The 26,590-nt window shown below is 59.6% G+C and carries 25 protein-coding genes; 14 read left to right on the top strand and 11 right to left on the bottom strand.

What is annotated here, in order from left to right; all coding sequences use genetic code 11:
• The first annotated feature begins 9 nt into the window (after positions 1 to 9).
• From CR254_RS01900 to CR254_RS01890, 3 genes are read left to right on the top strand one after another with little or no spacing between them, the layout of a single operon-like run.
• Positions 10 to 1,611, top strand: coding sequence for an OpgC family protein (locus CR254_RS01900; RefSeq protein ID WP_180955856.1), 1,602 nt, complete (start codon positions 10 to 12; stop codon positions 1,609 to 1,611).
• A 24-nt stretch (positions 1,612 to 1,635) separates the two neighbouring features.
• A complete protein-coding gene (locus CR254_RS01895) occupies positions 1,636 to 2,337 on the top strand; it encodes a RibD family protein (protein ID WP_097928109.1) in 702 nt (233 codons plus the stop codon).
• Entirely contained in the window at positions 2,334 to 2,885 is a 552-nt protein-coding gene (locus CR254_RS01890; RefSeq protein ID WP_097928108.1) for a cytochrome b, read from the top strand. Before CR254_RS01895 ends, CR254_RS01890 begins: the two co-directional genes overlap by 4 nt.
• A 4-nt stretch (positions 2,886 to 2,889) precedes the next feature.
• On the opposite strand, the gene CR254_RS01885 is transcribed toward CR254_RS01890, so the two are convergent.
• The 4 genes from CR254_RS01885 to CR254_RS01870 are packed head-to-tail and all read right to left on the bottom strand — an operon-like array spanning position 2,890 to position 6,045.
• Positions 2,890 to 3,666 (bottom strand): class I SAM-dependent methyltransferase, encoded by a 777-nt coding sequence (locus CR254_RS01885; protein WP_097928107.1) that lies wholly within the window; start codon positions 3,664 to 3,666, stop codon positions 2,890 to 2,892.
• Positions 3,663 to 4,685: a glycosyltransferase family 4 protein gene (locus tag CR254_RS01880; protein WP_180955855.1), complete on the bottom strand. Its 1,023-nt coding sequence runs from the start codon at positions 4,683 to 4,685 to the stop codon at positions 3,663 to 3,665. The genes CR254_RS01885 and CR254_RS01880 overlap by 4 nt, the downstream gene beginning before the upstream one ends.
• Positions 4,682 to 5,074 carry a 6-pyruvoyl trahydropterin synthase family protein gene (locus CR254_RS01875; protein WP_097928105.1) on the bottom strand — a complete coding sequence of 131 codons (393 nt, stop codon included), beginning with the start codon at positions 5,072 to 5,074 and terminating at the stop codon, positions 4,682 to 4,684. Before CR254_RS01875 ends, CR254_RS01880 begins: the two co-directional genes overlap by 4 nt.
• An 11-nt stretch (positions 5,075 to 5,085) precedes the next feature.
• Complete coding sequence (locus tag CR254_RS01870) at positions 5,086 to 6,045, bottom strand: zinc-dependent alcohol dehydrogenase (protein ID WP_097928104.1); 960 nt, start codon at positions 6,043 to 6,045, stop codon at positions 5,086 to 5,088.
• Positions 6,046 to 6,101: 56 nt separating this feature from the next.
• On the opposite strand from CR254_RS01870, the gene mdoH reads away from it, so the two are divergent.
• The 4 genes from mdoH (at position 6,102) to CR254_RS01850 (ending at position 10,825) form a co-directional block, all read left to right on the top strand.
• A complete protein-coding gene (gene mdoH, locus CR254_RS01865; protein WP_097928103.1) occupies positions 6,102 to 7,919 on the top strand; it encodes a glucans biosynthesis glucosyltransferase MdoH in 1,818 nt (605 codons plus the stop codon).
• A gap of 90 nt (positions 7,920 to 8,009) precedes the next feature.
• Entirely contained in the window at positions 8,010 to 9,005 is a 996-nt protein-coding gene (gene dgcN, locus CR254_RS01860) for an N-acetyltransferase DgcN (RefSeq protein ID WP_097928102.1), read from the top strand.
• Complete coding sequence (gene dgcA / locus CR254_RS01855) at positions 9,002 to 9,967, top strand: N-acetyl-D-Glu racemase DgcA (RefSeq protein ID WP_219617967.1); 966 nt, start codon at positions 9,002 to 9,004, stop codon at positions 9,965 to 9,967. Before dgcN ends, dgcA begins: the two co-directional genes overlap by 4 nt.
• A gap of 3 nt (positions 9,968 to 9,970) precedes the next feature.
• Positions 9,971 to 10,825: a D-amino-acid transaminase gene (locus CR254_RS01850; protein ID WP_097928101.1), complete on the top strand. Its 855-nt coding sequence runs from the start codon at positions 9,971 to 9,973 to the stop codon at positions 10,823 to 10,825.
• A 3-nt stretch (positions 10,826 to 10,828) separates the two neighbouring features.
• On the opposite strand, the gene CR254_RS01845 is transcribed toward CR254_RS01850, so the two are convergent.
• Together CR254_RS01845 and CR254_RS01840 are read right to left on the bottom strand one after the other, a co-directional pair.
• Entirely contained in the window at positions 10,829 to 11,125 is a 297-nt protein-coding gene (locus CR254_RS01845) for a DUF1244 domain-containing protein (protein WP_097928100.1), read from the bottom strand.
• A 63-nt stretch (positions 11,126 to 11,188) separates the two neighbouring features.
• On the bottom strand, positions 11,189 to 11,929 hold the full coding sequence (locus CR254_RS01840) for an N-formylglutamate amidohydrolase (protein WP_097928099.1): 741 nt from the start codon (positions 11,927 to 11,929) through the stop codon (positions 11,189 to 11,191).
• A 188-nt stretch (positions 11,930 to 12,117) separates the two neighbouring features.
• Between CR254_RS01840 and pyk the strand changes: the two genes are divergently transcribed.
• The 7 genes from pyk to pheT all read left to right on the top strand — a co-directional run bounded on the left by pyk (position 12,118) and on the right by pheT (position 19,355).
• Positions 12,118 to 13,563 (top strand): pyruvate kinase, encoded by a 1,446-nt coding sequence (gene pyk / locus CR254_RS01835; protein WP_097928098.1) that lies wholly within the window; start codon positions 12,118 to 12,120, stop codon positions 13,561 to 13,563.
• Entirely contained in the window at positions 13,560 to 13,787 is a 228-nt protein-coding gene (locus tag CR254_RS01830; RefSeq protein WP_097928097.1) for a hypothetical protein, read from the top strand. Before pyk ends, CR254_RS01830 begins: the two co-directional genes overlap by 4 nt.
• 191 nt (positions 13,788 to 13,978) lie before the next feature.
• Entirely contained in the window at positions 13,979 to 14,179 is a 201-nt protein-coding gene (gene rpmI / locus CR254_RS01825; protein ID WP_097928096.1) for a 50S ribosomal protein L35, read from the top strand.
• A 15-nt stretch (positions 14,180 to 14,194) separates the two neighbouring features.
• A complete protein-coding gene (rplT, locus tag CR254_RS01820) occupies positions 14,195 to 14,566 on the top strand; it encodes a 50S ribosomal protein L20 (protein ID WP_097928095.1) in 372 nt (123 codons plus the stop codon).
• 130 nt (positions 14,567 to 14,696) lie between these two features.
• The gene (locus tag CR254_RS01815) at positions 14,697 to 15,752 is read left to right on the top strand and encodes a bifunctional transcriptional activator/DNA repair enzyme AdaA (RefSeq protein ID WP_097928094.1); all 1,056 of its coding nucleotides are present in this window, start codon (positions 14,697 to 14,699) and stop codon (positions 15,750 to 15,752) included.
• 57 nt (positions 15,753 to 15,809) lie between these two features.
• Positions 15,810 to 16,883, top strand: a complete 1,074-nt coding sequence (gene pheS, locus CR254_RS01810; protein ID WP_097928093.1) for a phenylalanine--tRNA ligase subunit alpha — start codon at positions 15,810 to 15,812, stop codon at positions 16,881 to 16,883.
• A gap of 57 nt (positions 16,884 to 16,940) precedes the next feature.
• Positions 16,941 to 19,355: a phenylalanine--tRNA ligase subunit beta gene (gene pheT, locus CR254_RS01805; RefSeq protein WP_097928092.1), complete on the top strand. Its 2,415-nt coding sequence runs from the start codon at positions 16,941 to 16,943 to the stop codon at positions 19,353 to 19,355.
• 35 nt (positions 19,356 to 19,390) lie between these two features.
• On the opposite strand, the gene CR254_RS01800 is transcribed toward pheT, so the two are convergent.
• From CR254_RS01800 to CR254_RS01780, 5 genes are all read right to left on the bottom strand, one after another.
• Positions 19,391 to 20,968, bottom strand: coding sequence for an ABC transporter ATP-binding protein (locus CR254_RS01800; RefSeq protein ID WP_097928091.1), 1,578 nt, complete (start codon positions 20,966 to 20,968; stop codon positions 19,391 to 19,393).
• Complete coding sequence (locus CR254_RS01795; protein ID WP_097928090.1) at positions 20,965 to 22,074, bottom strand: ABC transporter permease; 1,110 nt, start codon at positions 22,072 to 22,074, stop codon at positions 20,965 to 20,967. Before CR254_RS01795 ends, CR254_RS01800 begins: the two co-directional genes overlap by 4 nt.
• Positions 22,071 to 23,150, bottom strand: coding sequence for a microcin C ABC transporter permease YejB (locus tag CR254_RS01790; RefSeq protein WP_097928089.1), 1,080 nt, complete (start codon positions 23,148 to 23,150; stop codon positions 22,071 to 22,073). Before CR254_RS01790 ends, CR254_RS01795 begins: the two co-directional genes overlap by 4 nt.
• Before the next feature lie 6 nt (positions 23,151 to 23,156).
• Positions 23,157 to 25,064, bottom strand: a complete 1,908-nt coding sequence (locus CR254_RS01785) for an extracellular solute-binding protein (protein ID WP_245851344.1) — start codon at positions 25,062 to 25,064, stop codon at positions 23,157 to 23,159.
• Positions 25,065 to 25,249: 185 nt separating this feature from the next.
• Positions 25,250 to 26,458 (bottom strand): c-type cytochrome, encoded by a 1,209-nt coding sequence (locus CR254_RS01780; RefSeq protein WP_097928087.1) that lies wholly within the window; start codon positions 26,456 to 26,458, stop codon positions 25,250 to 25,252.
• Positions 26,459 to 26,590 lie beyond the last annotated feature (132 nt).

The raw sequence follows: 26,590 nt of genomic DNA, 5'->3' as shown, positions 1-26,590 counted from the left end.
AAAACCACCATGATCACCGCTAACCCGACCGCCCAGACAGGCATCAAGCCTGTCAAAATTCGCGATCCTCGACTGGATTTCTTTCGCGGAATGGCAATGTTCATCATCCTGCTGGCGCATACGCCGGGCAATACGTGGACATTGTGGATTCCGGCACGCTTCGGATTTTCCGATGGCGCGGATTTGTTTGTGTTCTGTTCGGGCATGGCATCGGCGCTGGCCTTTGGCGGTATCTTTGCCAAGGCAGGATGGTTTTTAGGCACCGCCCGGATTTTGCATCGCATCTGGCAGGTGTACTGGGCGCATTTCGGAATTTTCATAGTGACGGCGCTGTTGCTGTTTTCGATAGATCATTTCGGCGTGGGCAATTGGGACACGCCCTATATCCATCGCCCCTATGTCGTGCCGTTTTTCAATGAAACAGGCGAGGCGCTGCTGGGCCTGCTGACGCTGACCTATGTGCCCGGCCTGTTCGACATCCTGCCGATGTATATCGTTATTCTGGCGTTGATCCCTGCTGTGATGTTTATCCAGCGCCAATTTGGCACGCCTGCTGTTCTGACAGCAATCGGGGTGCTGTGGCTGATGGCGAACCTTGCCGGTTGGGCGGTGGAGGTTGAAGACCCCTCCACGTTGCGCGATCTGCATGTGGGGCTGTATGCGATTGGCGACAGCCTGTCCTTTCTGAACTTACCCAGCAATCCATGGGGGCAGGGGCGGTGGTTCTTTAACCCGTTTGCATGGCAGTTGATCTTCTTTACCGGCTTTGTTCTGGGCATGAAATGGGTGCCGACCCCGCCGCGCAGCAAGGCACTGCTATGGGCCGCAATCGGGTTCATCCTGCTGGTGCTGCCCTTTGCATGGTTCAAAATCCATCGCGGGTTGTATTTGCCCGGCGATTGGGCGCTGCAAAACTGGATCGAGGCCACACGTGAGGCGATCCGCCCCCTGTGGTGGAAAACCGAGCAGGGCGGCCTGCGCTATCTGCATTTCCTCGCCGTGGCCTATGTGGCGTGGATGATGGTCGGGATTGGTGGATCGCGGCTTCGCGATGGTTTCACTACGCCCCGTGTGGCGCGGCGACCTGCGCTGGTGGCTGCGGCAATCGTGCTGATCCTGACGATCCCCTATACCTATGTGGATTGGATCGCGTCCTATACGCCGTGGTTGAACGCTATCGTGGTTTGGCTGCTGGATGATGCGGCAATGGCTGTGTTCGGAACAAACCTGTTTGTCAATGGCGACCGGATTGGCCTGTTGCAAATCGCGCACCTGATTGCGGCGGTTATGCTAATCTGGGCAGCCATCGGCGCGGATCGACGTCACTGGATCACCCATGATCTGGTGCAACATGTCGTGCCTGTCGTGCGTAAGGTGGGCACGCAAAGCCTCGCCTGTTTTATGGTGTCGATCCCGCTCAGCCAGTTTGACGGCTTGTTGCTGGATAATCTGGGGCGCGAGCCATGGTCGTGGTGGTTGGTCAACTGCACCGGTATGGGGATTCTGATCGGTGTGGCGTATTTCGTCGGATGGATCAAAAGCAATCCGTGGAAACGGCCAGCACCTGCGCGTGATGTGCCTGCGACTGGCCAGATGCCGGTTGCGCGCTAGTTCATGCGAAAACGGGGAGTCGCCATGAATATCTCTGCATCGAAATCCATCACGCCGTTGCTGCCCGGTCGGTGCACCAGTGGACCTGTGGTTATTGCCCAATTGGGTCAGACGCTGGACGGGCGCATTGCGACGGTCACGGGCGCGTCGAAATATATCAACGGGCGATCTGCGCTGGATCACCTGCACCGGCTGCGGGCCGAGGTGGACGCGGTGATTGTTGGTGTGGGTACGGCCATGGCCGACAACCCGCAACTAACGGTGCGACGTGTGGATGGTGCACATCCGGCGCGGGTGGTCATTGATCCCTGTGGCAGGGTTTCGCCCGATCTGACTTTGTTCAGCGATGGTGCAGCTCCGGTTTACGTGGTGACCAAACCCGGAATACCGGTGCCCGATGGTGCAACCCGTATTGATGTCGAGCCCGAGGGCGGGCAACTGCCGCCTGCCGCAATTATCGCGGCGCTGGCCGAGGTTGGGCTGGAACGGCTGTTGATCGAGGGGGGCGCCGATACGCTTGCACGTTTTCTTGACGCGGATACAGTTGATCTGCTCCATATCTTGATGGCTCCGATGATCTTGGGGTCGGGTAAGGCTGGATTGGCGCTAAAGCCGATTGAGCGGTTGGAGCAGGCCCGACGGCCGCAGACGCGGGTTCATGTCTTCGATGACGGGGATGTTCTGTTTACCTGCGACCTGCGTGAGCATTGGGAGAGAGACGAATGAGCTATAGCTACCCGACCGCACGCAAGGCATTGCACTGGATCATCGCAATCCTTGTTCTGGCCATGCTGCCCATGGGGCTGATCTTTACCGATTTCGATAATAAGTCCGCGATTGAGGGGGCTCTTGGCGAGGGTTCATTCGATCTGGTTTACGGCATCCACAAAAGCACAGGTTTCCTGATCCTGGGGCTGATGTTGCTGCGGACCGTCATGGCATTTTTTCAGCCGAAACCACCCTATGAGGTGCCTCTGACCAAGGTGGAGAAGGCAGGCTCCGGCGCGGTTCACGGCTTGCTATATCTGCTGCTGATCGCGGTGCCGGTGCTTGGGTGGATCGGCGTCAGTGCCTACCGCGCGCCGCTGCCCTTTTACGGCCTGTTCGAGATGCCGCCAATTGTGGCGCAGGACCGTGAGTTCTCGCATACCGCGCTGGGTGCACATGGGATCGCTGCCAAAGTGGTTATGGCCCTGCTGGTTGCCCATATCGGCGCGGCGCTGTTCCATGGCTTCGTCAAGAAGGACGGCCTGCTGCGACGTATGATCGGCTGAGGATTCAGGCGCGGGGCAGGGCCAGCAGGTCGATGTGACCGACGGTCACGTTTCTTGCTACGGCCCGTCCCGCCGCCCATTCATGCAGGTCGCTATCCGATAACGCGCCCGTTTCAGCCACCGCAGCCGCCGATCCCGTGGCAAGCGGAGCGATTAGCGCGGCATCGCTGCGATCCAGAACCCATGGGCTGAGCGCGGATTGCACCTGCCAACCACGTTCCGACAACTTTTCCGCCATATAGCTGGCCGCATCCGGGCCAAGCGCGGGGCCGAACCCCTTATCCGTGCGTTGATGTGACAGGAATGCCTGGTGGGCGGTTTCCTCATGCGGGGGCTGGGGGGACCAATGCTCGATCCCGTCATAGCTCAGCGCCATATAGAATGCGGCGGTTGGTGGCAGAGCGGCGGCCAGACGGTTCAGCCATTGGGCCGAGGCGAGATCGATCAGCGCCGATCCGCAAATCAGATCGGGCTGCGTTTCTGCGATCAACTCCTCTAGATCCGCCATCAGATCGACATTGCGCGTCGTGGCAAAGCTTGGCTCATCCCCATGCCGCTGGGTCGCCTCACGCAGTAGGGCGGTATCGATATCGGTCAGCGTCCACTGCCCGCCAATATGGGGCGACAATCCGCGATAGCTGGACCCTGTGCCGCTGCCCAAATCGAGGATACGTGGCGTGCGTCCGGCGCACCATTCAGCCAGCGTTGCGATTAGGCCCTGATCCCGTGCGCGCAGGTCCGCAGGTTCGCGCAGGTCCAGCCAGTCGATCGAAAAGCTCATCGGGTCATCCTATTCATAACATCACGCACCACGGCCGCCGTATCCGGCCAACTGGGCAAGGACAGCGCGTGGGAGCGACCGCCAGTCGCCAGCCGTTCTGCCAAAATATCATCGGTCAAAACGGCGCGCAGGGATCGGGACAGCGCACCCGCATCCCCCGGCTCCGTTAGCAGTCCGGCGACGGGCGGCACCACATCGGTTACCGCGCCACCTGCGCAGCCGATGACGGGCAGGCCGCTTAGCATCGCCTCGGTAAAGGCCATGCCGTAGCCCTCGTAATGTGAGGGCAGGCAGAACAGATCGGCGTTCAGGCGTTGCTGCATCAAGTCAGGCTCGGATATCGCGCCCAGCAGGGTGATGCGATCCTGTAGGTTCGCCTGCGCGATCAAATCCAGCAGTGTTTCCGCCCATGCCGCATTCGGCGACGGCCCCGCCCAGATGGCGCGCCAATTCAGGTCGCTGATACCAGCAAGCGCGGCGATCAGGACATCATGCCCCTTGCGCGGGGTAAGTGATGCGACGGTCAAAATGACGGGGGGCGATCCGTTGCGCGGGGCCGCTGGCACAGGCATCAGGCCCGGTTCCGCGACGTGGATCTTATCCTCAGGTACATCATATCGGGTGTGCAGGGTGCGGGCCGTGGTTTCGCTGGTCACAATGACTGCGGCAGCGGCGGCGAGCGCAGCATATTCCGACGCTTGTAGCCGAACCGCATCCTCCACTCCTGTCCCCGTTTCCATTGCCAGTGGGTGGTGGCACAGGGCCACAACAGGTTGTTGCAGGCTGCGCGTCAGCTCCGCTGGCAATGCGCCATAAGCCAACCCGTCGATCAGCAGCGGGCCATCCGCCGCGTGCAGCAGGTTCGCCGCAATGTCGATTTCCGCCTGCGACGGGAATGGATAGCCACCGGGCAGGGCCAAATGGACCAGCTCCGGTAGCTCTCGTAATAGTGAGCGATCGTAAGCGTACCCGCCACTGGTGGTGGTCAGGTCGCCCGGAATCGCAAAGGTGCCGATCAAAGGGCAGCCTCGTACCACGCCTTGGCAACATGGCTTTCGTTCAGGGTGACGCGCAATGCGCTCAACCCGTCCGAGCCCGGTCCCAGCGCGCCCTTGGCGGCGGCAGCTGCGATTTCGCCGTGAATATGGCGGCACAGGAATTCGGTTGTTGTCACCTCGCCGGGGAACACTTCGTCCAGATTGCCGTAGTTCAGCGGGCCCAGAACAGCCTTGAGCACATCATGCGCGCGGCCCATATCCACCACGATATTATCGGGGGACAAGGTTTCGCGGAAAAAGGTCACATCCACGACAAAGGTCGCACCGTGCATTTTCTGCGCAGGGCCGAAAACATCGCCCTTCAGGCTGTGTGCGATCATGATGTGATCGCGAACTTCTACTGCAAACATTTGATATCCTTTCAGTAACTGATTGTGGTCGCGATGCCGTCCGCATCCGCAGCCAAACGTAGGGGCAGGTCGCGTTCGGCATTTTCGAACGCGATGTCATGGGTTAGCAGCACATCTAGTGCGGGATCATCCAATAGGCCAATCGCCGTGCGCATCCTGTCTGCATATGTGGTCGAGGCGCGGCGTGAGGGTGCGACATGCCCCACCTGCGAACACCGGATCGACAGGCGCTGTGCGTGGAATGTACCGCCCAGTGGCACGGAAACCTCGCGATCACCATACCAGCTCATTTCAATCACTTGCCCCTCAAAGTCCAGCGCGTGTATGGCATCCCTCAGGCCCTGTTCGCTGCCCGATGTGTGGAACACCGTGTGGCACGGGGATAGGCGGTTTGTTGCGGTCGCGAAGCTCACGCGAAGTTCACTCGCCGTTTTTGCACGTTCACCTATCTTGTCGATAAGCGTCACATCGGATTTTCCAATGCGATTGGCCAGATACGCCACGAGGCACCCGATCAGCCCCCCGCCGATAACGGCAACGGGGGCGCCGGTTGGAACCTCGGCATCCCAGATCGCGTTCAGCGCGGTTTCCATATTCGCGGCCAGTGTCGCGCGCCGGATCGGCAGATCGACCGGCAGAACATGTACCGCATCGCGGTGCGCACGAAAGAGGTTTTGATGCGGATGCATCGTAAAGACGAGGCGATTGAGGATGTCGGGCGGGCCCTGCACAATGCGGGCCACGCAGGCATAGCCGTATTTGATGGGCAGGGCGAAGCTGCCCTCCTGCGTGGGCAGCGCCATCCGGTCCCATTCGGAACGCGGAACCATACCCCGCGCCACCGTGCGTTCCGTCCCGCGCGACAGACCAGAGGCGACTGTTTCCAGCAGCAGTTCACCGGTGCCCATATCGGCATCGCGCAGGGCGACACCAGAACCATCACCAGTATACCAAATCGCACGTGCTTGCATGAGTACTCTCCTATACGGGTGCTGCCTAACGCCCATTTGGCGCGGAGACTAACCACATGATTCCCGACGTCCACCCAATCACGGCTACGGCCGGTCACGACCCCGTGCGCACGCCTGCCGGATTACAGGACCGGCGCGTTCTGACTCGTCGGCGCCGGACGGTGTTTGTACTTAACCTTGTGACCATGATTGCGATCCTGATCGGATTGATCGCGGTATTCGGTGCAGGCGGTTGGAATACAACCGATATTATCATCATGGCCTGCGTTTGTGTCGGCGCGCCATGGACCGTTATGGGATTCTGGAATGCGGTGATCGGTCTGTGGCTGATGCATGGCAGCGCAGGTGGGCTGGAGCGCGCCGCGCCGCAAATGGCCGATGCACAAAACTCTGCGCCCATCACGACGCGCACCGCGCTGACGCTGTTCCTGCGCAATGAACCGCCAGAGCCTGCCTTTGCCCGCTTGGTTGAGATGCGCCGCTCGCTGGATGCGACGGGATATGGTGCGCAATTCGATATCTACATCCTGTCGGATACCGATGATGCGGAAATTGTGCGGGCTGAACAGCAGGCATTTGATGCCACGCGGATGCAACTGGGTGTGAATGCTCTCTATCGTCGTCGCGATGATAATGTCGGGTACAAGACCGGCAATATCCGCGATTTCATGCGGCGTTGGGGGCGGCAATACGATTACTTCCTGCCGCTGGACACGGACAGCCTGATGTCGGGCGCAGCGATGCTGCGTATGGTGCGTATCCTACAGGCGCACCCCCGCATCGGCATTCTGCAAAGCCTCGTCGTGGGTGCGCCTGCGCGGTCAGCCTTTGCACGGACATTCCAGTTCGGAATGCGCCACGGCATGCGCAGCTTTACGTTGGGTGCTGCGTGGTGGCACGGGGATTGCGGTCCGTATTGGGGCCATAATGCCTTGGTCCGCGTGGATGCATTCCGCCGCCATTGTCGTCTGCCAAAGCTACCCGGATCGGCCCCGCTGGGCGGGCATATCCTGAGCCATGATCAGGTTGAGGCCGTTCTGATGCGCCGCGCTGGCTTTGAATGCCGCGTGATGCCGGTTGAGGGTGAAAGCTGGGAAGAAAATCCGCCAACCCTGGTTGATTTCACCAAGCGGGATTTGCGCTGGTGTCAGGGCAACATGCAATATGGCCGCATCCTGTTCTGGCGCGGGCTGAAGCCGATGAGCCGCTTTCAGATATTCTCGGCCATGATGATGTATATGGGCGCGCCGGCATGGATGATCATGACCGCTGCTGCCGCATTCAAGCTGATGAACGGGATTGAGGAGCAGGTGAACCTCGCCTTCGGTCTGTCCATGTTCTTTGTCATGATCGGTATGAGCCTGTTCCCCAAGGTTGCAGGCTGGATCGATGTGGCCCTGCGTCCCGGTGGCGTGGCCAGCTATGGCGGTGGGGCGCGCTTCGCGGCCGGCGCATTGCTGGAGACAGCGTTTTCGATGCTGCTCGCACCTCTGGTCGCATTTCGCGTGACGCTGTTCCTGATCGGGTTGCTGTTTGGCCGGTCGGTGATTTGGGGCGGTCAGAACCGTGACCCCTATGCTTTGCCTCTGCGCTTGGCGGTGAGCGGATTGTGGGGGCAAACGCTGGCGGGGCTGGGCTTGGCGGGATTGTTGCTGTGGCAATCGCCAGAGTCCCTGCCATGGGCGGCGCCTGTGCTGGCCGGTTTGGCATTCTCGATTCCATTTGCCTTGATCAGTGCGGCCCCATCCGTGGGACGTTGGATGGTGCGCAACGGAATCTGTGCAACACCGGACGAGGTCAGCTCAAATGCTGTGCTGAATGGCGCGGAGATGAGCATTCCCGTCATTGCAACGCCTGAAACCCATGCAGCCTGAGCATAACAGCTCTTACAGGGCGTTTCGCGTTTGACCGCATACGTTGTGTCGGCCTAGCGTCATGTGAATTTCATGACTGAGGGTTTCACAATGATTGAATCGCCGTATTTGCTTTTCCTGGGCGACGCGCCTGACCCCTTGGCGGCAAAGGTCGCCCAGGGTATCCGCGACTGGCGTCCAGACATGGCCATTGGCCAGTTCCGCCTGGACGGGTGTAAGGCTGATATGAAGCTGCCCGACCTGTCGATCGCTGATGCGGTTGCTGCTGGTGCGAAAACCCTTGTGATTGGTGTTGCTAACCGGGGCGGCGTGATTTCTCCCGCATGGCGTGGTGTCTTGGTTGAGGCATTGGCCGCCGGCATGGACATCGCATCCGGCCTGCACAACCTGCTTCGCGACGAACCCGATCTGGTGGCCGCAGCGGAGCAGCATGGCCGCACCTTACACGATGTGCGTGTGCCGACTGTGGATTACCCCATCGCCAATGGTGTGAAGCGTACCGGCAAGCGGTGCCTCGCCGTGGGTACAGATTGTTCCGTGGGCAAGATGTATACCGCCCTCGCCATGGATGCCGTGATGCGTGAGCGGGGCATGAAATCCACGTTCCGCGCGACCGGTCAGACGGGCATCCTGATCACTGGTGATGGTGTGCCGCTGGACGCGGTTATTGCCGATTTCATGGCGGGTGCAGTGGAATGGTTGACGCCTGATAATGACGCGGATCACTGGGATCTGATCGAGGGGCAGGGCAGCCTGTTCCATGCCTCCTATTCCGGTGTGACGATGGCGCTGGTTCATGGCGGTCAGGCGGATGCCTTGATCCTGTGTCACGAGCCGACGCGCACACACATGCGTGGCCTGCCTGATTACGATCTGCCGACGCTGGAGGATCTGCGCGATACAGCGCTGCATCTGGCGCGTCGCGTGAACCCTGATTGTCAGGTCGTGGGCATTTCCGTGAACACCGCAGGTCTGGATGATGAGGCAGCTGCGGCTTGCTTGGCCGAGATCGAAACCCGCATGGGTCTGCCAACAACCGATCCGTACCGCCATGGCGCGGGTCGTCTGGTGGATGCATTGTCGTGATTAAGGCATATGAGGAAAGCTTCCGCCTTGCGGAAGTTTTCACGATCTCGCGCGGCTCCAGAACCGAGGCGAAAATCGTAACCGTTGAGATGCATCGTGACGGGGCAGTAGGGCGCGGCGAATGCGTGCCCTATGCCCGCTACGGCGAAACGATCGAATCCGTTTTGGCGCAAATTCGCAGCCTGCCACAGGATATCGATCAGGCTGCCTTGCAGGACGCGCTGCCCTCGGGTGCGGCACGAAATGCCGTGGACTGCGCCATGTGGGATTTGCGGGCAAAGCAGGCTGGCCGTCCCGCATGGGAACTTGCAGGCATTGAGGAGCCGCAACCGGTCACCACCGCGTTTACCCTGTCCATTGCGGAACCATCTGCAATGCAGGCCAGCGCGGCAAAGAACGCGCATCGTCCGTTGCTGAAAACCAAGCTGGGCGGTGGCCCTGATGACCTCGCCCGTATCCGCGCGGTGCGTGCCGGTGCCCCCGATGCACGCATTATCGTTGATGCGAATGAGGGATGGACCGCCGAGCAATACCGCGAACTGGCCCCGCAGCTCGTCGCCCTAGGCGTTGAATTGGTTGAACAGCCCTTTCCTGCTGGCGAGGATGACGCCCTGCTGCATCTGGACCGGTTGCTGCCGGTTTGCGCCGATGAAAGCTGCCATGACCGGACCAGCCTCGCGGGACTGCACGGCAAATACGATATGGTGAATATCAAGTTGGACAAAACGGGCGGCCTGACTGAGGCGTTGGCGCTGCACGATGCTGCGCGCGCCGCAGGGTTCCGCGTGATGGTTGGTTGCATGGTCGGGTCTTCACTGGCCATGGCGCCTGCCGTTCTGGTGGCCCAAAACGCGGAGATCGTCGATCTGGACGGTCCCCTGTTATTGGCGGAGGATCGCAATCCGCCGCTGGAATTTATCGGTGCAGAGGTTCAATCCCCGCGCCCTGAACTGTGGGGATAATCCATGTCACGCATTGTATATGTAAACGGTGAGTTTGTGCCTGAGGAAGATGCGAAGATCTCGGTCTTTGATCGCGGTTTCCTGTTCGCGGATGGCGTTTACGAGGTTACCTCGATTCTGGATGGCAAGCTAGTGGATTTCCCCGGTCACATGACCCGTCTGGCGCGCTCGCTGTCAGAACTGGAAATGGACGCCCCCGTTTCGGATGAGGAGATGGAGGCGATCCACCGCCGCCTGATCGTGGAAAATGACCTGACCGAGGGGCTGATCTATCTGCAAGTCACCCGTGGCGCTGCGGATCGTGACTTTACCTATCCTGTTGGCGTTAAGCCCTCGCTGGTTCTGTTTTCGCAGGCGAAGCAGTTGGCCGATACGCCAATGGCGGAAAAGGGCCTGAAGATCGCCTTTGTCGAGGATATCCGATGGGGCCGTCGTGACATCAAGACGGTTCAGTTGCTGGCCCCGTCCATGTGCAAAATGGCGGCCAAGGCGCAGGGCTGTGACGATGCGTGGATGATCGAGGATGAGCACATCACCGAGGGCACATCCAACAACGCCTATATCGTGACCAAGGATGGGGCGATTGTGACCCGCAACCTCAGCAACTCGATCCTGCACGGTATCACCCGCGCCGCCGTGTTGCGTCTGGCGGCCGAGGCGCAGATTCGCATCGAGGAACGCCCCTTCACGCCTGAGGAGGCCCGCAATGCGCAGGAGGCCTTCGTGACCGCTGCGTCCTCATTCGTGATGCCCGTGGTCGAGGTTGACGGCGTTACCCTTGGCGATGGCACACCGGGGCCCATCGCCAAGCGTTTGCGCGAATTGTACATCGCAGAGGCACGCGCCGCCGCGATCTAAACCCTAGTGGGCCTTCGGTGCTGCATCGAAGGCCGCTTTTTGCGCATCTGATGCCTCGACCTGATGCTTTTCGACCCATTCACCGTACGGCATGCCGTAGACGATTTCACGTCCCTCGGCCTTATCCATCGGGATGTCACGGGCATTTGCCTCCTCCTGATACCAGCGGCTCAGGCAATTGCGGCAAAAACCGGTCAGGTTCATCATGTCGATATTCTGCACATCGGTGCGTGTGCGCAGATGATCGCGCAACCGGCGAAAGGCGGCGGCTTCTAGCTCAATGCGGGTTTGGTCGTCCATATCAGTCCTCCGTTTGAGCATATGTAAGCGTTGGCCCCGCGCAATTGCCAGTGCATCACGCGATTACAAATTCGAGATGATCGGCATTAGATGGGTGCTCAGGCGATCCGCCCATTCCTTCTGACCGGCCTCATCCTCGATCAGGTCATTGCGAACCTCGATCAAGACATTGGGCAAACCGGGCTGCATGGCATGCCGGTCCTGACTGTCATCGCCATAGGTACCGGGATATGGCTCGTTATCCCCCACGCAAAACCCATCCGCCCGCAGTCGATCCATTAGCGGCTGCGCAATCCGCCCGTCGATGCCGTCCCACAGGATGCCGACATGCCACGGGCGCGGCGGGCGGCCCATCATTTGCGGGGTGTAGGAGTGGATTGCGACAATGGCAGGTGTGATGCCCATTGCGCGGGTATGCGTGATCTGCTGGGTGATTGCGGTGTGATAGGGCGCGTAATAGGTTGCGATGCGGCGCGCGACCTCGGCATTGTCAGCGTGGCGGTTTCCCTCGATAACACTGCGATCATAGATGCGACGCACTAATGTCGGATCGGTTTCCGAACGGTTTGGGTCTATCACGATTCGGCTAAAGCGGGACAGGATCGCGGTGGAGTTCGTGTGCTGCGCCATGGCCAGCGTGACGCCCCGCGCCCCAACATCATATGCGATGTGGCGCGACATATCATATGCGCTCAACCCGATATCGCCGATTTCATCCGGCACACGGTTCGAGGCGTGGTCGCAGGTCAGGATCATGCCACTGGCCGGATTGCCCTCAAAAATTTCATGGCTGTTGAGGGTCATTTGCTGGGCTCCTTACGCACTTTAATAAGACATTTACCGATGGGCGGCTTACTATTCCAGCATCTGAAACCGCAAAACGACAGGATGTGTCCTACTTTTTGCGCGACATGATGGGGCTGTGCCAGTAAAGACCAATGCGACCGAACCGCTTTGGGCTTTGTACGGCCCCGGACAGAAGGAAATACAAGATGAAACGCGATCGCCGAGTTAAAATTGTGGCCACCTTGGGCCCGGCATCGTCGAGCCGCGCGATGATCAAAGCGTTGTTCGAGGCAGGGGCCGACGTGTTCCGCCTGAACATGAGCCATGGCAGCCATGAGGAAATCACCGAGCGCCATCAGTTGATTCGTGAAATTGAGCATGAGCTCAGACGGCCGATTTGCATTCTAGCCGACCTTCAGGGCCCCAAACTGCGCTGCGGCGTGTTTGCAGATGGTCCTGTTGATCTGGCTGAGGGACAGAACTTCCGCTTCGATCTGGACGATGCACCAGGCGATGCGACACGGGTTCAACTACCGCACAAGGAAATCTTTGAGGCGCTTGAGGCAGGTTCGACCCTGCTTGTGAATGACGGCAAAATCCGCGTTCGCGTTGAATCCTGCGATGCAACCAGCGCCGACTGCGTGGTTGAGGTTGGTGGAGAGATTTCGAACCGCAAGGGCGTGAACGTTCCTGACGTTGTGCTGCCCCTCGCCGCGTTGAGCGAGAAGGATCGCGCCGATCTGGAATTCGTCTGCGAACTGGGTGTTGACTGGCTGGCCCTGTCCTTCGTTCAGCGTGCCGAGGATGTTCTGGAGGCACGCAACCTTGCCAAAGGCCGCGCCGCACTGATTGCCAAGATCGAGAAGCCCGCCGCCGTGCGTGCCTTTGATGAGATCCTTGAGGTCACAGACGGCGTCATGGTTGCCCGTGGCGATCTGGGTGTGGAACTGCCGGTTCAGGCCGTGCCGCCAATCCAGAAAAAGCTGATCCGTCAGTGTCGTGAGGTTGGTAAGCCGGTTATCGTTGCGACCCAGATGATGGAGAGCATGATCTCCGCGCCGGTCCCAACACGGGCTGAGGTGTCCGACGTTGCACACGCGATTTACGAGGGCGCAGACGCAGTCATGCTGTCCGCTGAATCCGCGGCCGGCGATTACCCGATTGAGGCGGTTCAGACCATGAACAACGTCGCGGTCGAGGTGGAGCAGGACGACGTGTACCGCCAGATCATCGAATCCAGCCGCACCCGCGCCAGCCGCGGTATGGCAGATGCGATCACCACTGCTGCACGCGAAGTTGCCGAAACCATCGAGGTTAAGGCGATCTGTTGCTTTACCCAATCGGGCACGACCGCAATCTTGGCCAGCCGTGAAAAGCCTCGCGTGCCGGTGATCGCGCTGACGCCTCTGATGGGCACTGCGCGTCGCTTGTCGCTGGTTTGGGGGCTGCACTGCGTTGTGACGCCTGCTGTTGACCGCTTTAAGCTCGCCGTTGTGGCCGCTGTGCGCGCCGCCGTGGGTGAGGGCTTTGCGGATGAGAGCGACAAGATCATCGTAACTGCGGGCGTTCCATTCAACACGCCGGGCACAACCAATATCCTGCGCGTGGCACCGTGCCGCGAGTCGGAAATCTACGAAGGTGAGCAGGGGTGACCCCACTCTTCTGGCTTCTCTTTGCCTTTGGATTGGCGACGCTGGGCATGATCGGCCGCGCTGTTGAGGCAGCGGTCGGTGGCCAGCGCACGCTGATCCGCGCGACAGGTTGGGCGGCACTGGCACTGGGGATCGGTTTATATATCGAATTCCTGACGCCGGCACCGGCGAGCTTCCCTGCCGTAATGCAGGCGCTAATTCGGGTAGCAGCAGAAGTTTTCTAGGGGTGGGGCATCGGGAAACCGGTGCCTCATTCGCATTTATCTACGGCGTATATCATGCGGGCCGTGCCAATCGTGCAGTGGCTATTGCCAATACCCACCAGCCTGCATATAGAAGCCGCTCAATCACGATGCGCCCGGCGAACAAGGGCTGCCGAGTCGCATCACCACGACCTCTTCGAAAGGAGATCGAAATGCCCAAGATGAAGACGAAGTCGAGCGCGAAAAAGCGTTTCAAAATGACCGCCTCCGGTCGCGTGAAAGCTGGCCAGGCTGGCAAGCGTCACGGCATGATCAAGCGGACACGGAAATTCATCCGTAACGCACGCGGCACCACAGTCCTGTCTAAGCAGGATGAAGGTATCGTAAAAACATACATGCCTTACAACCGCTGATAGGAGGGCGCACACATGTCACGAGTTAAGTCTGGTACCGTCACCCACGCCCGCCACAAGAAGGTCCTTAAAAAGGCCAAAGGCTATTACGGCGCGCGTTCCACGAACTTCCGCACCGCCACACAGGCCGTCGATAAGGCGCAGCAATATGCGACACGCGACCGTAAGGCGCGTAAGCGGTCCTTCCGCGCGCTGTGGATCCAGCGTATCAACGCTGGTGTTCGCGCACATGATGAGGCGCTGACATATAGCCGCTTCATCAACGGCATGACCCTTGCTGGTATCGAAGTGGACCGTAAGGTTCTCGCCGACCTCGCAGTGCATGAGCCCGACGCGTTCAACGCGATTGTGGATCAGGCCAAGGCGGCACTGCCAGCTGCTGCATAATTCGCAGTTGCATTGATTTTCGAGGGGCCTCGTAGCGAAAGCTGCGGGGCCTTTTGCGTTTTGCATCGCAATCCGGAATAGCTGCCCGATATCAGGCGACATTTACCTGGACGGCGGGATACGATTGCGCATGTTGTTCGATCTTCCCGATGATGCGGTGCTATATACCGCGCTGCTTGCCCGCGATGCCGCGTGGGAGGGGCGTGCCTATGTCGGCGTGACCTCCACCGGTGTATTCTGCCGCATGACTTGCCCCGCGCGAAAGCCGAAGCGTGAGAATTGCCGGTTTCACGAAACGGTCGCGGGGTGCCTTGAGGCAGGCTTTCGCCCATGCCGTCGCTGTCATCCGCTGGCCTGTGGCAGCGGTGCGGAACCTAGCGTTGCGCCATTGGTCGCCGCGCTGGAGGCTGACCCCGCTCGGCGATGGAGCGAGGATGACGTGGTGGCCCGTGGCTTTGACCCCTCAACCGTGCGACGGGCGTTTAAACGGCAGTTCGGGATCACCTTCCTCGAAATGGCCCGCCTACGCCGATTGCGTGAAAGCGCGGGCGTGCTGGCCAAGGGCGGCAAGGTGATCGAGGCGCAGTTGGATGCAGGTTACGATTCCCCTGCTGCCTTTCGCGCCGCATTTGCTAAATTGCTCGGCCAAGCACCTGCCAAATTCGCGGAGGATGCGCTGCTGCGCGCCGATTGGATCGATACGCCGCTGGGCGCGATGGTCGCGGTCAGTGATCGCAGTGCACTGCACCTGCTGGAATTTTCGGATCGACCGGCATTGCCCAGCTCGCTTCGCCATTTGCTAAAGGCGTCAAAGGGTAGCCTTGGGTTGGGGCGTTATGCCCCCACGGATCAGGTCGAGGCGGAACTGGGTGCGTTTTTCGCAGGTCAAAACGCCACGTTCCGCACGCCCTTGGCGCTGGAGGGCAGCGAATTCACGCGCACCGTTTGGCAGGCTTTGGTCGCGATACCTGCCGGTGAAACCCGTGCCTATGCCGATATTGCGCGCGAAATTGGCAGGCCCAGTGCGGTGCGTGCCGTGGCGCGGGCCAATGGTGCAAACCGGATTGCACTGGTGGTTCCATGCCACAGGGTGATCGGATCGGACGGCGCATTGACCGGTTATGGTGGCGGTTTGTGGCGGAAACGCAATCTGATCGAGCTGGAGCGGGGCTATGCCCGCGCCTGAGCTTGCATTCGGGGGCCTATATGATACCTCCGGCACACGTTCAGACTGAGGGCAGATATGACCAATCTCGACACTTTGCGCCAAAGCTGGCTCACCCGCATCGCCGATGCTTCTGATGAGTCCACGCTTGAGGATACTCGCGTTGCCGCTATCGGCAAAAAGGGCGAGGTCAGCCTGAAAATGCGCGAGCTGGGCAAAATGACGCCTGAGCAACGCCAGACCGCTGGCCCCGCGCTAAACGCGCTGAAAAACGAACTGACCTCCGCACTGGTTGCGCGCAAGGAAAGCCTGGCCAATGCTGCGTTGGAGGAGCGTCTGCGCTCCGAGTGGATGGATGTCAGCTTGACCCCGCGCCCGATGCGTCAGGGTACGATTCACCCGATTTCGCAGGTGACGGAAGAAGTGACCGCGATCTTTGCCGATATGGGTTACGCCGTGGCCGAGGGCCCGCAGATCGAAACCGACTGGTACAATTTCGACGCGCTCAACATTCCATCGCACCACCCCGCGCGGGCCGAGATGGACACGTTCTATACCGCACGTGCGGATGGCGATGATCGCCCGCCGCATGTGTTGCGCACGCACACATCGCCGGTGCAAATCCGGCACATGCAGAAATACGGTGCGCCCTGCCGCATCATCGCACCGGGCCGCGTGTACCGCGCCGATTACGATCAGACGCACACCCCCATGTTCCACCAGATCGAAGGATTGGCTCTGGGCGAAGATATCTCCATGGCGAACCTGAAATGGACGCTTGAGGAATTCTTTACCGCGTTCTTCGGTCGTGAGGTTCGCACCCGCTTCCGCGCCTCGCATTTCCCGTTCACCGAACCCTCGGCTGAGGTGGATATCCAGTGCTCGTGGCAGGACGGTCAGGTGCGTGTGGGTGAGGGCGATAGCTGGCTCGAGGTTCTCGGCTCCGGTATGGTCCACCCGCATGTGCTGAACGCTGGCGGGATTGATACCTCGAAATATCAGGGCTTTGCGTTTGGTATGGGAATCGACCGGATGGCGATGCTGAAATACGGCATTCCCGACCTGCGCGCCTTCTTCGACAGCGATCTGCGCTGGCTGCGCCATTACGGCTTTAGCGCGCTGAACCGCCCCATGGTGCAGGCTGGACTGTAAGCAGATGACCGCCCGACCCAGCCAGATGACGACACGACCCCTTGCAGGAGACCAGCCATGAAATTCACCCTGAACTGGCTGAAGGATCACCTCGACACCGAGGCATCCCTCGACGAAATCCTTGATGCGCTGACCGATCTGGGCCTTGAGGTTGAGGGCGTGGACGATCCTGCCGATCGCCTCGGCACGTTCCGCATCGGGTATGTGAAATCGGCGGAGCAGCACCCAGACGCCGACCGTTTGCGCATCTGTACCGTGGAAACCGCAACCGGTGAGCAGCAGATCATCTGTGGTGCACCGAACGCGCGCGCGGGGATCAAGGTGGTTGTGGCGCAGCCGGGCGACTATATCCCCGGCCTCGACATTACGATTCAGGTTGGCAAAATCCGCGGCGTTGAAAGCTTCGGCATGATGGCGTCCGAGCGTGAGCTGGAACTGTCCGACGAGCATGACGGCATTATCGAACTGCCCGAAACCGCTCAGGTCGGTCAGCGCTATATCGACTTTGCGCAGATGAACGACTCCACGATTGAGATCGCGATTACGCCAAACCGGCCTGACGCGCTCGGCATTCGGGGTGTTGCGCGGGATCTGGCGGCACGTGGCATTGGCACGTTGAAGCCTGCCGATGTGCCTGAAATTGCTGGTGAGTTCGATAGCTCGATCAACGTTTCCTTGGCGGATGAGGTGGCAGACGCCGCATGTCCGCTGTTCACCGGACGTTTGATCAAGGGTGTGACCAACGGTCCATCGCCCAAGTGGATGCAGCAGCGCCTGATCGCCATCGGCCTGCGGCCTATTTCCGCGCTGGTCGATATCACCAACTATGTCACCTATGATCGCGCCCGCCCGCTGCATGTTTTCGATGCGGCCAAGGTGACAGGCGACATTCAGGTCCGCTTTGCCAAGGAGGGGGAGAGCATCCTCGCCCTTGATGGTAAGGAATACGCGCTGACCCCCGAAATGACGGTCGTGGCAGATGATGCCGGCGCCGAGGGGATTGGTGGCGTGATGGGCGGCGAGGTGTCCGGCTGCACGGCGGAAACCACGGATGTCTTTGTTGAATCCGCGTGGTTCGACCCGATCCGCACTGCCCATACTGGCCGCGCGCTAAAGATCAATTCCGATGCTCGCTACCGGTTTGAACGTGGCGTCGATCCTGCCTTTACCCGTAGCGGAATTGAGCTGGCGACACGGCTGATCCTCAACATTTGCGGGGGTACGCCGTCGAATGTTGTTCAGGCTGGGGCGGTGCCCGATACGGCGCGCAGCTTGACGTTGGACCCTGCGCGTGTTATCAGCCTCGTCGGTATGGAAATCGCGCGTGAGGAGCAGGTCCGCATCCTCGACGCCCTAGGATTTACCTGCACCGATAGCGGCACGACTGTTGAGGTGGCCGTGCCATCATGGCGCCCCGATGTGCATGGTGAGGCTGATTTGGTTGAGGAGGTCGCGCGCGTTGCGTCCCTGACCAAGCTGGAGGGCAAACCAATGCCCCGCCTGTCCGCTGGTGTGGCCGATGCGGTGCAAACCCCGATGCAAACACGCCTGATCACGGCGCGGCGCAAGGTGGCAACGCTGGGCTACAACGAATGCGTGACCTACAGCTTCATCCAGCAGGACCACGCGGCCCTGTTCGGTGGCGGTGGTGAGGACGTTCGTCTGGAAAATCCCATCAGTTCCGAGATGAGCCATATGCGCCCCGATCTGCTGCCCGGTCTGTTGACGGCAGCGGCACGAAATCAGGCCCGTGGCTTTGCTGATCTGGCGCTGTTCGAGGCAGGCATCGCGTTTTCCGGTGGCGAACCGGGGGATGAAGTTGTCAGCGTTTCCGGCGTTCTGATCGGCCAGACGGCTCCACGCAACGCGCATGAGGCACGTCGTGGCGTGGACCTGTATGATGCAAAGGCTGATGCGGAGGCGCTGCTGGCTGAGTTGGGCACGCCTGTGGATCGCCTGATGCCATTGCGCAACGCGCCGGACTGGTTCCACCCGGGCCGCTCCGCCGTGCTGGGTTTAGGGCCGAAAAACCCGCTGGCGGTGTTTGGTGAACTGCACCCCCGCATCCTGAGCGCGCTGAACATCAAGGGGCCAGCGGTCGCCTTTACCGTGTTCCCGGCCAAGATCCCGTTCCCGAAGCAGAAAACCTCCACCCGTGGCGCGCTGATCCTGTCGGATTTGCAGCCGGTTGAGCGTGATTTCGCCTTCGTTGTGGATGCGGATGTGGAGGCAGACAAGCTGGTTCGCGCGGCAAAGGGCGCGGATAAAAAACTGATCGTCGATGTCAGCGTCTTTGACGTGTTCGCGGGCGAAAAGGCAGCGGCGCAAATGGGTGAGGGGCGCAAATCCATCGCCATCGCAGTGCGTTTGCAACCTACAGATGCTACCCTGACGGACAAAGATATCGAGGCTGTCGGCGCCAAGGTCGTGGCCGCAGTGGCCAAGGCGACAGGCGGCACATTGCGCGCCTAAAAAAATGCCCCAGCTGTTAAGGCCGGGGCGTTTTACTATCGTTGTTTGACCTGCGCGGCGCGCATCAATTGGCGGGTATATTCGTGTTGAGGGCGATCAAAGATCGTCTCCACGTCGCCTTCCTCAACCACATCCCCCCGTTTCATCACCATCACGCGGTGGCTCATCGCGCGCACAACCTTCAGGTCGTGGCTGATGAAGATATAGGCCAGCCCGTAGCGCGCCTGTAGATCGCGCAGCAGGGCGACAATTTGCACCTGCACGGTCATATCCAGCGCGGAGGTCGGCTCATCGAGCACAACCACTTTGGGTCGCAGGATCATGGCACGCGCAATCGCGATGCGCTGGCGCTGTCCGCCGGAAAATTCGTGTGGGTAACGGTCCATGGCCTGCGGATCGATGCCCACTTCGTCGAGGATATCGGCAACCATCTGCCGGTGATCCTGCTTGGCGGTGGTGCCATGCACGCCCAGCCCCTCCGCCACGATCTCTGCCACGCTCATACGGGGTGAGAGGGAGCCATAGGGGTCCTGAAACACCATCTGCATATCGGCGCGCACAGGCCGCAGTGCACGGTTGCTGAGGCCCTGTATATCGCGCCCCATCAAATTGATCGGACCCTTTGAGGAGATCAGCCGCATCACCGCTAGCGCTAATGTGGTTTTACCGGAACCCGACTCCCCCACAATGCCCAGCGTTTCACCGGCGCGCAGCGAAATATTGGCTTCGTTGACTGCCTTCACATGACCAGTGGTCCGTTTGAGGAAACCCGTTTTGATCGGGAACCAGATGCGCAGGTCATCAGTGCTGATCAGTTCGGGCGCTGGATCGGGCAGGGGGGCGGGGGCGCCTGATGGCTCCGCCGCCAACAGCTTGCGTGTGTAGTCGTGCTGCGGATTGTCGAAAACCTGCTGTGTGGGGCCTGATTCAACAATCTCGCCGTCCTTCATGACGCAAACACGATCCGCGATGGACCGGACAATGGTAAGATCGTGGGTGATGAACAACATGCCCATCCCCTCATCCCGTTGCAGGTCCTTGAGCAAATCGAGGATTTGCGCCTGAATCGTAACGTCCAGCGCGGTGGTCGGCTCATCCGCCACCAACAGCTTGGGCCCGTTTGCCAGCGCCATAGCGATCATCACGCGCTGTCGCTGCCCACCGGACAGTTCGTGCGGATAGCTGGTCAGGCGCTCCTGCGCATTCACAATGCCAACACGTTCGAGCAGCTCAATGATACGGGTGCGCGCAGCATTCCCGCTTAACCCCTGATGCAGGGCGAGGCTTTCGCCCAGTTGTTTTTCCAGCGTGTGCAGCGGGTTGAGAGAGGTCAACGGCTCCTGAAAGATAAAGCTGATATCGTTGCCGCGAATGTCGCGCAGGGTTGCGTCATCGGCACCGCGAATTTCGCGTTCCTCAAATGTGACGGAGCCCTCAACCGTGGCCACATCCGGCAACAGGTCCACGGTGGACAGCGCGGTTAGCGATTTTCCGGAACCGGATTCACCGACCAAGGCAACGGCCTCGCCTGCTTCAACGGTAAAGCTGACACCCTTTACGGCCTGCATGTCGCCAAAGGAAACACGCAGATGTTTGACGTTTAGTAAGCTCATGCCAGCACCTTGCGCGGGTCGAATGCGTCGCGCACCCCTTCGAAAATGAAGACCAATAGCGATAGCAGCACTGCAAATGTGATGAACGCGGTAAAGGCCAACGACGGCATTTGCAGGTTCTCACGCGCCTGCAACGTCACCTCGCCCAAGGATGGATAGCTGGACGGCAACCCGAACCCGAGGAAATCGAGCGTCGCCAAGCCTCCAATCGCACCGGTAATCAGGAACGGCATCAGCGTCAGTGTGGCAACCATCGCGTTTGGCAGGATGTGCCGGAACATGATGACGCGGTCCGATACGCCGAGCGCGCGTGCCGCCCGTACATATTCAAAATTCCGCGCGCGCAGGAACTCCGCCCTGACCACGCCGACCAATGCGGTCCAGGAAAATGCTGACATCAGCGCCACCAGTAACCAGAAGTTCATGGTGAAAACGGCCGCTGTGATGATGATGACATATAGGAACGGCACGCCGCCCCAAATCTCGATAAAGCGCTGGAATAACAGGTCAACCCAGCCGCCAAAGAAGCCCTGAATGGCCCCCGCAACAATCCCCACCATGGATGAAATCCCTACGGTCGCGATGGCGAATAGAAGCGAAGTGCGCACGCCATAGATGACGCGGGCCAGCACATCGCGGGTTGTATCGTCTGTGCCTAGGATATGGTTCGCGTCCGGTGCGCTCGGCGCGCGGAACACGTCGTCATTCACAGTGTCAAAGGAATAGGGGATGGGCGCCCAGATGATCCAACCTGCCTCCACCGGTTCACCCGCTACGGTGCCGCTTTCAGCCTCGGCTATGATGTCCTCAGGCTCGTAATAGCAATCCTCGATGCCACCGGTGCGGATCAAACATTGGATCGCCATATCGGTGAAATCAGCGTTCAGGCCGGGATCGCCACCAAACTCGGATTCCTCATAGGTATCTGCAAACACGGGAAAGCTAAGCTCACCGCGATAGGAGATTACCAAGGGCTTGTCATTGGCCAGCAGTTCGGCAAACAGGGACAATCCGAACAGGATCAGGAATATCCAAAGTGACCAAAACGCACGTTTATTGGCCTTGAACGCGGCAATACGCCGTTTTTGTAGGGGGTTGAGCGTCATGTGTTGCGACTCTCGAAATCAATGCGGGGATCGACGAAGACATACATCAGGTCCGACAAAATGCCGACGACCAGACCGACAAGGCCAAAGAAGAACAGCGTGCCAAAAACCACAGGATAATCGCGCCCGACCGCTGCCTCAAATGCCAACAGGCCCATACCGTCGAGCGAGAAAATCGTCTCGATAATCAGGCTGCCGGAGAAGAAAACCGACAGGAACAATCCGGGGAAACCGGCGATCACAATCAGCATCGCGTTGCGGAAAACGTGGCCGTACAGAACCTGCTTCTCGCTCAACCCCTTGGCACGTGCGGTCATCACATATTGCTTGCGAATCTCATCCAGAAACGAGTTTTTCGTCAGCAGGGTTAGCGTGGCAAAGCTGGCAATCGTCGTCGCGGTTACAGGCAGGGCGATGTGCCAGAAATAGTCCAGAACCTTACCGATCAAGCTTAGCTCATCGAAATTGGATGAGGTCAGCCCCCGTGCAGGGAAGATTTGCAGATATGATCCGCCCGCAAACAGCACCATCAGCAGAACCGCGAACAGGAAACCGGGGATCGCATAGGCCACGATGATAATCGCGGAGGTCCATGTGTCAAAGCGGCTGCCATCCTTGACCGCCTTACGAATGCCCAATGGCAGGGAGATCATATAGGCGATCAACGTGGACCATAATCCCAGTGAGATTGAGACCGGCATCTTCTCAAACACCAGATCCACGACGGAGATCGAGCGGCGATAACTCTCACCAAAGTCGAACTGCACGTAGTTCCACATCATGGTCATAAAGCGTTCTAGCGGCGGCTTATCCAGCCCGAACTGCGCCTCCAGCTCCGCGATGTAATCAGCGGGCAGGCCACGCGCGCCCTGATATTCAACATCCCCGTTCGAGATTCCGGCATCGCCAGACCCGCCGGAGATGCGATCGGTAATGCCGCCCTCGCCGTTAATTTCGGCGATGATCTGCTCGATCGGCCCACCAGGGACGAACTGCGTCAATGCGAAGTTGATAAGCATGATCCCGAACAGCGTCGGAATCACGAGGAGTAAACGTCTGAGGATATAAGCGCCCATGATGGATCAGAGCGCCCCGGCCGCACGCAGCGCGTCAGCCTTTTCCGCATCCCACCACCATGCATTTGTGCCGATGGAATAGGGGGCCTGTATTTCCGGCTGCCCGTAAACGTCCAGATAGGCGACGAAGTGACGGCCGCTATAGAATTGCGGAATCCAGATGTGCAGGCTGCGCAGAACACGGTCCAGCGCCCGTACACGTACATTCAGCTCATCACGTTTTTCAGCCTGCGCGATCTGCTCGATCAGGTAATCCACGCCCTCATTTTGCAGGCCCATCACGTTGGCCGTATCCAGCTCATTGGCTGAGGTCGAGCCGAAGATACCCACCAGCTCCTGACCGGGGGTCAGGCTCATCCGGTAACGGCGCGAGGTCAGGTCGAATTCGTAATTCTTCTCACGCTCCGCTGCCTGTGCTTGATCAACGGTGGGAGCCTCAACCCGAATGCCCAGCCGCTCAAGGTTCTGGATGAACGGGTTGATAATCCGCTCAAACGCGCGGCTATCGTTGAGGATTTCAATGACGAACGGTTCACCATTCGCATCGATCAAGGTGCCATCGCTCAATGTATATCCTGCCTCACGCAGCAACGCAGCAGCTTGGCGCAGGACGCGGCGGTCTAGCTGCACAGGCTCGGACACGATGGGGGAATAGGCGGGTTCGGTGAACACGGTTTCGGGCACCATGCCGCGAACGGGCTCCAGAATCGCCAGTTCCTGCGCGTCGGGCACCCCCTCCGCCTGTAGGTAGGAATTCTCCCAGAAGCTGTCAGTCCGTGCATATAGGTCATAGAACAGCGCGTCATTGGACCATTCAAAGTTGAACATCATCGCAATGGCTTGGCGGACACGGGGGTCCTGAAACTTCTCACGGCGCAGGTTGAACCACCAACCCTGCGTGCCGGTGGGTGTGCCGTCGATCAACTCCTCCGCCACGACCCAGCCATTTTCCAGCGCGGGGAATTCATAGGCCGTCGCCCATAGGCGTGAGGAGTTTTCAGCGCGGAAGGTATATCCCAGCGCCTTGAACTGCTCGAACGCCACGGTGGAATCGGCGTAATACTCAACCCGCTGCTCGTCGAAATTGTTCTGGCCGACATTGACGGGCAGATCTGCGCCCCAGTAATCCTCAACACGGCTATACACGATGGAGCGCCCGCCCTCGACGCTTTCCAACTGATAGGGGCCGGAGCCGGGGACAGGTTCCAGACCCGATTCAGCGAAGTCGTTTTCAGCCAGCCACGCGGCAGGAAAAATCGGCAAACCACCAACCATGCCGGGCATATCGCGCAGTGGTGCATCCGCGCGGAAGGTGTATTTCACGCGGTGCTCGTCCAGCACCTCAACCCCCAGCACATCGCGGAAGATGCCCAGCCGGTATGTCGGGCGGCCCTTTTCATACAGCGCCATGTAGGATGCGGCGACATCCTCAGCCGTGATCGGGCTGCCATCGTGGAATCGTGCCTCGGGGCGGATGTTAAAGATGATCCACTCGCGGCTCTCGGGATATTCGATGGTTTCCGCAACCAGACCGTATAGCGCGTCCGGCTCATCCGCTGATCCGGTCAGCAGCGAGTCGTAGAGGATACCGGCCGATCCCGCCGCATTGCCGCGCAAGATGTATGGCCGAACCGAGTCGAACGAGCCAAAGCCCCATGTCGTGAAATAACCGCCGCGCGGTGCATCGGGATTTACGTAGTCGAAATGCTCGAAATCCGGCCCGTATTTCAGATCACCGAACGAGGAGATGCCATGCGCGGTGATGATCGTTTCATCGTCTTGCGCATATAGCGGCTGCACGATCATGGCGGTCGCGATGACCAATCCGGATAGGCCTAACATTAAACGTCGTGTCAGCGGGACTTCACTGGACAGGGCCTGTGTCGTGCTTTGCTTCATCCGACGTCGTGTCATGCTTGCCGCCTCCGGTTTCGAAAAGGTTCCTTGTCTATAATGGTTAGGTCGGCACAGGGGGGAGAGCAAGGCGCGAAACCCTCATGAAAACGTGATCATGGGGCGTTGGATGCTCTGAATTGGTTAACCTAACGAAAAAGGGCCGCCACTGGGGCGACCCTTTGTAAATTCAATAGCTGGACGGCTTATTGTCCAGATGTTTCCAGGAACGCGATCAGGTTGGCGCGGTCCTGTTGGCTGCGCACTCCGGCAAATGCCATGCGCGTACCGGGAACAGTGCTGCGAGGTGCCTCAAGATATGTGTTGAGCTTCTCATAGGTCCAGTTGCCCTCCAGTTCCGCCATTGCGGAGGAGTATCGGAAGCCCTCTACCGACGCGATGTCATTATTCACGACGTTGTAAAGGGACGGACCAACGCGGTTCGCACCCTCATCTAGCGTGTGGCAGGCCATGCAGGGGCGGAACGCACGGCGGCCATCTTCGGCGCTGGCATTTACCATGAACTCTGGCAGGTCGGTTGCGGCTGTCTCCGTGACGGCTTCCTCAACGACTGGCTCGGCAGCGGCTTCCTCTTCTTCCTCGACAACTTCGGGTGCAGCTTCTTCGGCGGGCGCTTCCTCTACAGGAGCCTCGGTTACAGGCGCTGCCTCCTCAACAGGTGCTTCCTCAGCAGGTGCTGCTTCGGCAGGGGCCTCCTCAACAGGGGCTTCTTCAACTTCGGCGGCGGGTGCGGCCTCGGTTGCCTCAGCTTCGCCCTCAGTTGCTGGTGCTGCTTCGTCGTTGGCTTCAGCTTCCTCTACCGGAGCCTCCTCAGTGGCAGCTTCCTCGACCGGTGCTGCCTCTGGCAGAACGATGAAGTCCTCAAGGTTCTGACCTGAGGTGGAAACCAGATAGGCAATGACATCTGCCCGATCAGCGGCGCGGCGCATGCCGCTATAGCTCATGCCGGTGCCCGGTGCATATGCGCGTGGGCTTTCGATGAATGCGGACAGCGCCTCAGCCGTCCATGCACCCTCTAGCGAGGTCAGCGCGTCGGAATAGCCACCAAAGCTATCAACCGATGCGATGTCACGTCCAACGACGTTCAGCAGGTATGGACCGGTCTTGTTGGATTCGTCTGTTGCGCTGTGGCACGCAGTACAGGGGCGGAACAGGCCTTCGCCGCTTTCGGCGGATGCCGTGACCAGCAGCTCACCAATGGATGGGCCCTCATCGACCGCAACCTCGGCTACGTCGCCCTCGGGCAACTCGATCTCATATGCTAGGTGATGCTCGTCACCGTGGCCGCCTTCCTCAAGGCCGTAAACAAGGTCGCCGACCCACGTAAACAGCAACAGCGCCAGAAAGGCGCCTATAACGCTTGCGAAGATCTTCTGAAATTCCAAACTGCCCATGCGACGGTGCCTTCCTGAACATGTGTCGCGCCGATGGGCCAGATCGCAGGCCCCGCACGAAAATTCTATCTCGCGTGTACTACCCGTTCCATGACGGGCTTTTCAAGGTATAGAAGGCGCGACGATGCGCAC

Origin of the sequence: Pontivivens marinum, assembly GCF_900231835.1 — a bacterium.
Lineage (GTDB): Bacteria > Pseudomonadota > Alphaproteobacteria > Rhodobacterales > Rhodobacteraceae > Pontivivens > Pontivivens marinum.
The sequence above is the reverse complement of the archived record's forward strand: the minus strand, read 5'-3'. Positions and strand labels throughout refer to the sequence as shown.

Excerpts from the sequence above, each read along its gene's own strand:
- CR254_RS01900 (WP_180955856.1), top strand. The coding sequence starts at position 10 with ATGATCACCGCTAACCCGACCGCCCAGACAGGCATCAAGCCTGTCAAA.
- CR254_RS01895 (WP_097928109.1), top strand. The coding sequence starts at position 1,636 with ATGAATATCTCTGCATCGAAATCCATCACGCCGTTGCTGCCCGGTCGG.
- CR254_RS01890 (WP_097928108.1), top strand. The coding sequence starts at position 2,334 with ATGAGCTATAGCTACCCGACCGCACGCAAGGCATTGCACTGGATCATC.
- CR254_RS01885 (WP_097928107.1), bottom strand. The coding sequence starts at position 3,666 with ATGAGCTTTTCGATCGACTGGCTGGACCTGCGCGAACCTGCGGACCTG.
- CR254_RS01875 (WP_097928105.1), bottom strand. The coding sequence starts at position 5,074 with ATGTTTGCAGTAGAAGTTCGCGATCACATCATGATCGCACACAGCCTG.
- CR254_RS01870 (WP_097928104.1), bottom strand. The coding sequence starts at position 6,045 with ATGCAAGCACGTGCGATTTGGTATACTGGTGATGGTTCTGGTGTCGCC.
- mdoH (WP_097928103.1), top strand. The coding sequence starts at position 6,102 with ATGATTCCCGACGTCCACCCAATCACGGCTACGGCCGGTCACGACCCC.
- dgcN (WP_097928102.1), top strand. The coding sequence starts at position 8,010 with ATGATTGAATCGCCGTATTTGCTTTTCCTGGGCGACGCGCCTGACCCC.
- CR254_RS01850 (WP_097928101.1), top strand. The coding sequence starts at position 9,971 with ATGTCACGCATTGTATATGTAAACGGTGAGTTTGTGCCTGAGGAAGAT.
- CR254_RS01845 (WP_097928100.1), bottom strand. The coding sequence starts at position 11,125 with ATGGACGACCAAACCCGCATTGAGCTAGAAGCCGCCGCCTTTCGCCGG.
- CR254_RS01840 (WP_097928099.1), bottom strand. The coding sequence starts at position 11,929 with ATGACCCTCAACAGCCATGAAATTTTTGAGGGCAATCCGGCCAGTGGC.
- pyk (WP_097928098.1), top strand. The coding sequence starts at position 12,118 with ATGAAACGCGATCGCCGAGTTAAAATTGTGGCCACCTTGGGCCCGGCA.
- rpmI (WP_097928096.1), top strand. The coding sequence starts at position 13,979 with ATGCCCAAGATGAAGACGAAGTCGAGCGCGAAAAAGCGTTTCAAAATG.
- rplT (WP_097928095.1), top strand. The coding sequence starts at position 14,195 with ATGTCACGAGTTAAGTCTGGTACCGTCACCCACGCCCGCCACAAGAAG.
- CR254_RS01815 (WP_097928094.1), top strand. The coding sequence starts at position 14,697 with ATGTTGTTCGATCTTCCCGATGATGCGGTGCTATATACCGCGCTGCTT.
- pheS (WP_097928093.1), top strand. The coding sequence starts at position 15,810 with ATGACCAATCTCGACACTTTGCGCCAAAGCTGGCTCACCCGCATCGCC.
- pheT (WP_097928092.1), top strand. The coding sequence starts at position 16,941 with ATGAAATTCACCCTGAACTGGCTGAAGGATCACCTCGACACCGAGGCA.
- CR254_RS01800 (WP_097928091.1), bottom strand. The coding sequence starts at position 20,968 with ATGAGCTTACTAAACGTCAAACATCTGCGTGTTTCCTTTGGCGACATG.
- CR254_RS01795 (WP_097928090.1), bottom strand. The coding sequence starts at position 22,074 with ATGACGCTCAACCCCCTACAAAAACGGCGTATTGCCGCGTTCAAGGCC.
- CR254_RS01790 (WP_097928089.1), bottom strand. The coding sequence starts at position 23,150 with ATGGGCGCTTATATCCTCAGACGTTTACTCCTCGTGATTCCGACGCTG.
- CR254_RS01785 (WP_245851344.1), bottom strand. The coding sequence starts at position 25,064 with ATGACACGACGTCGGATGAAGCAAAGCACGACACAGGCCCTGTCCAGT.
- CR254_RS01780 (WP_097928087.1), bottom strand. The coding sequence starts at position 26,458 with ATGGGCAGTTTGGAATTTCAGAAGATCTTCGCAAGCGTTATAGGCGCC.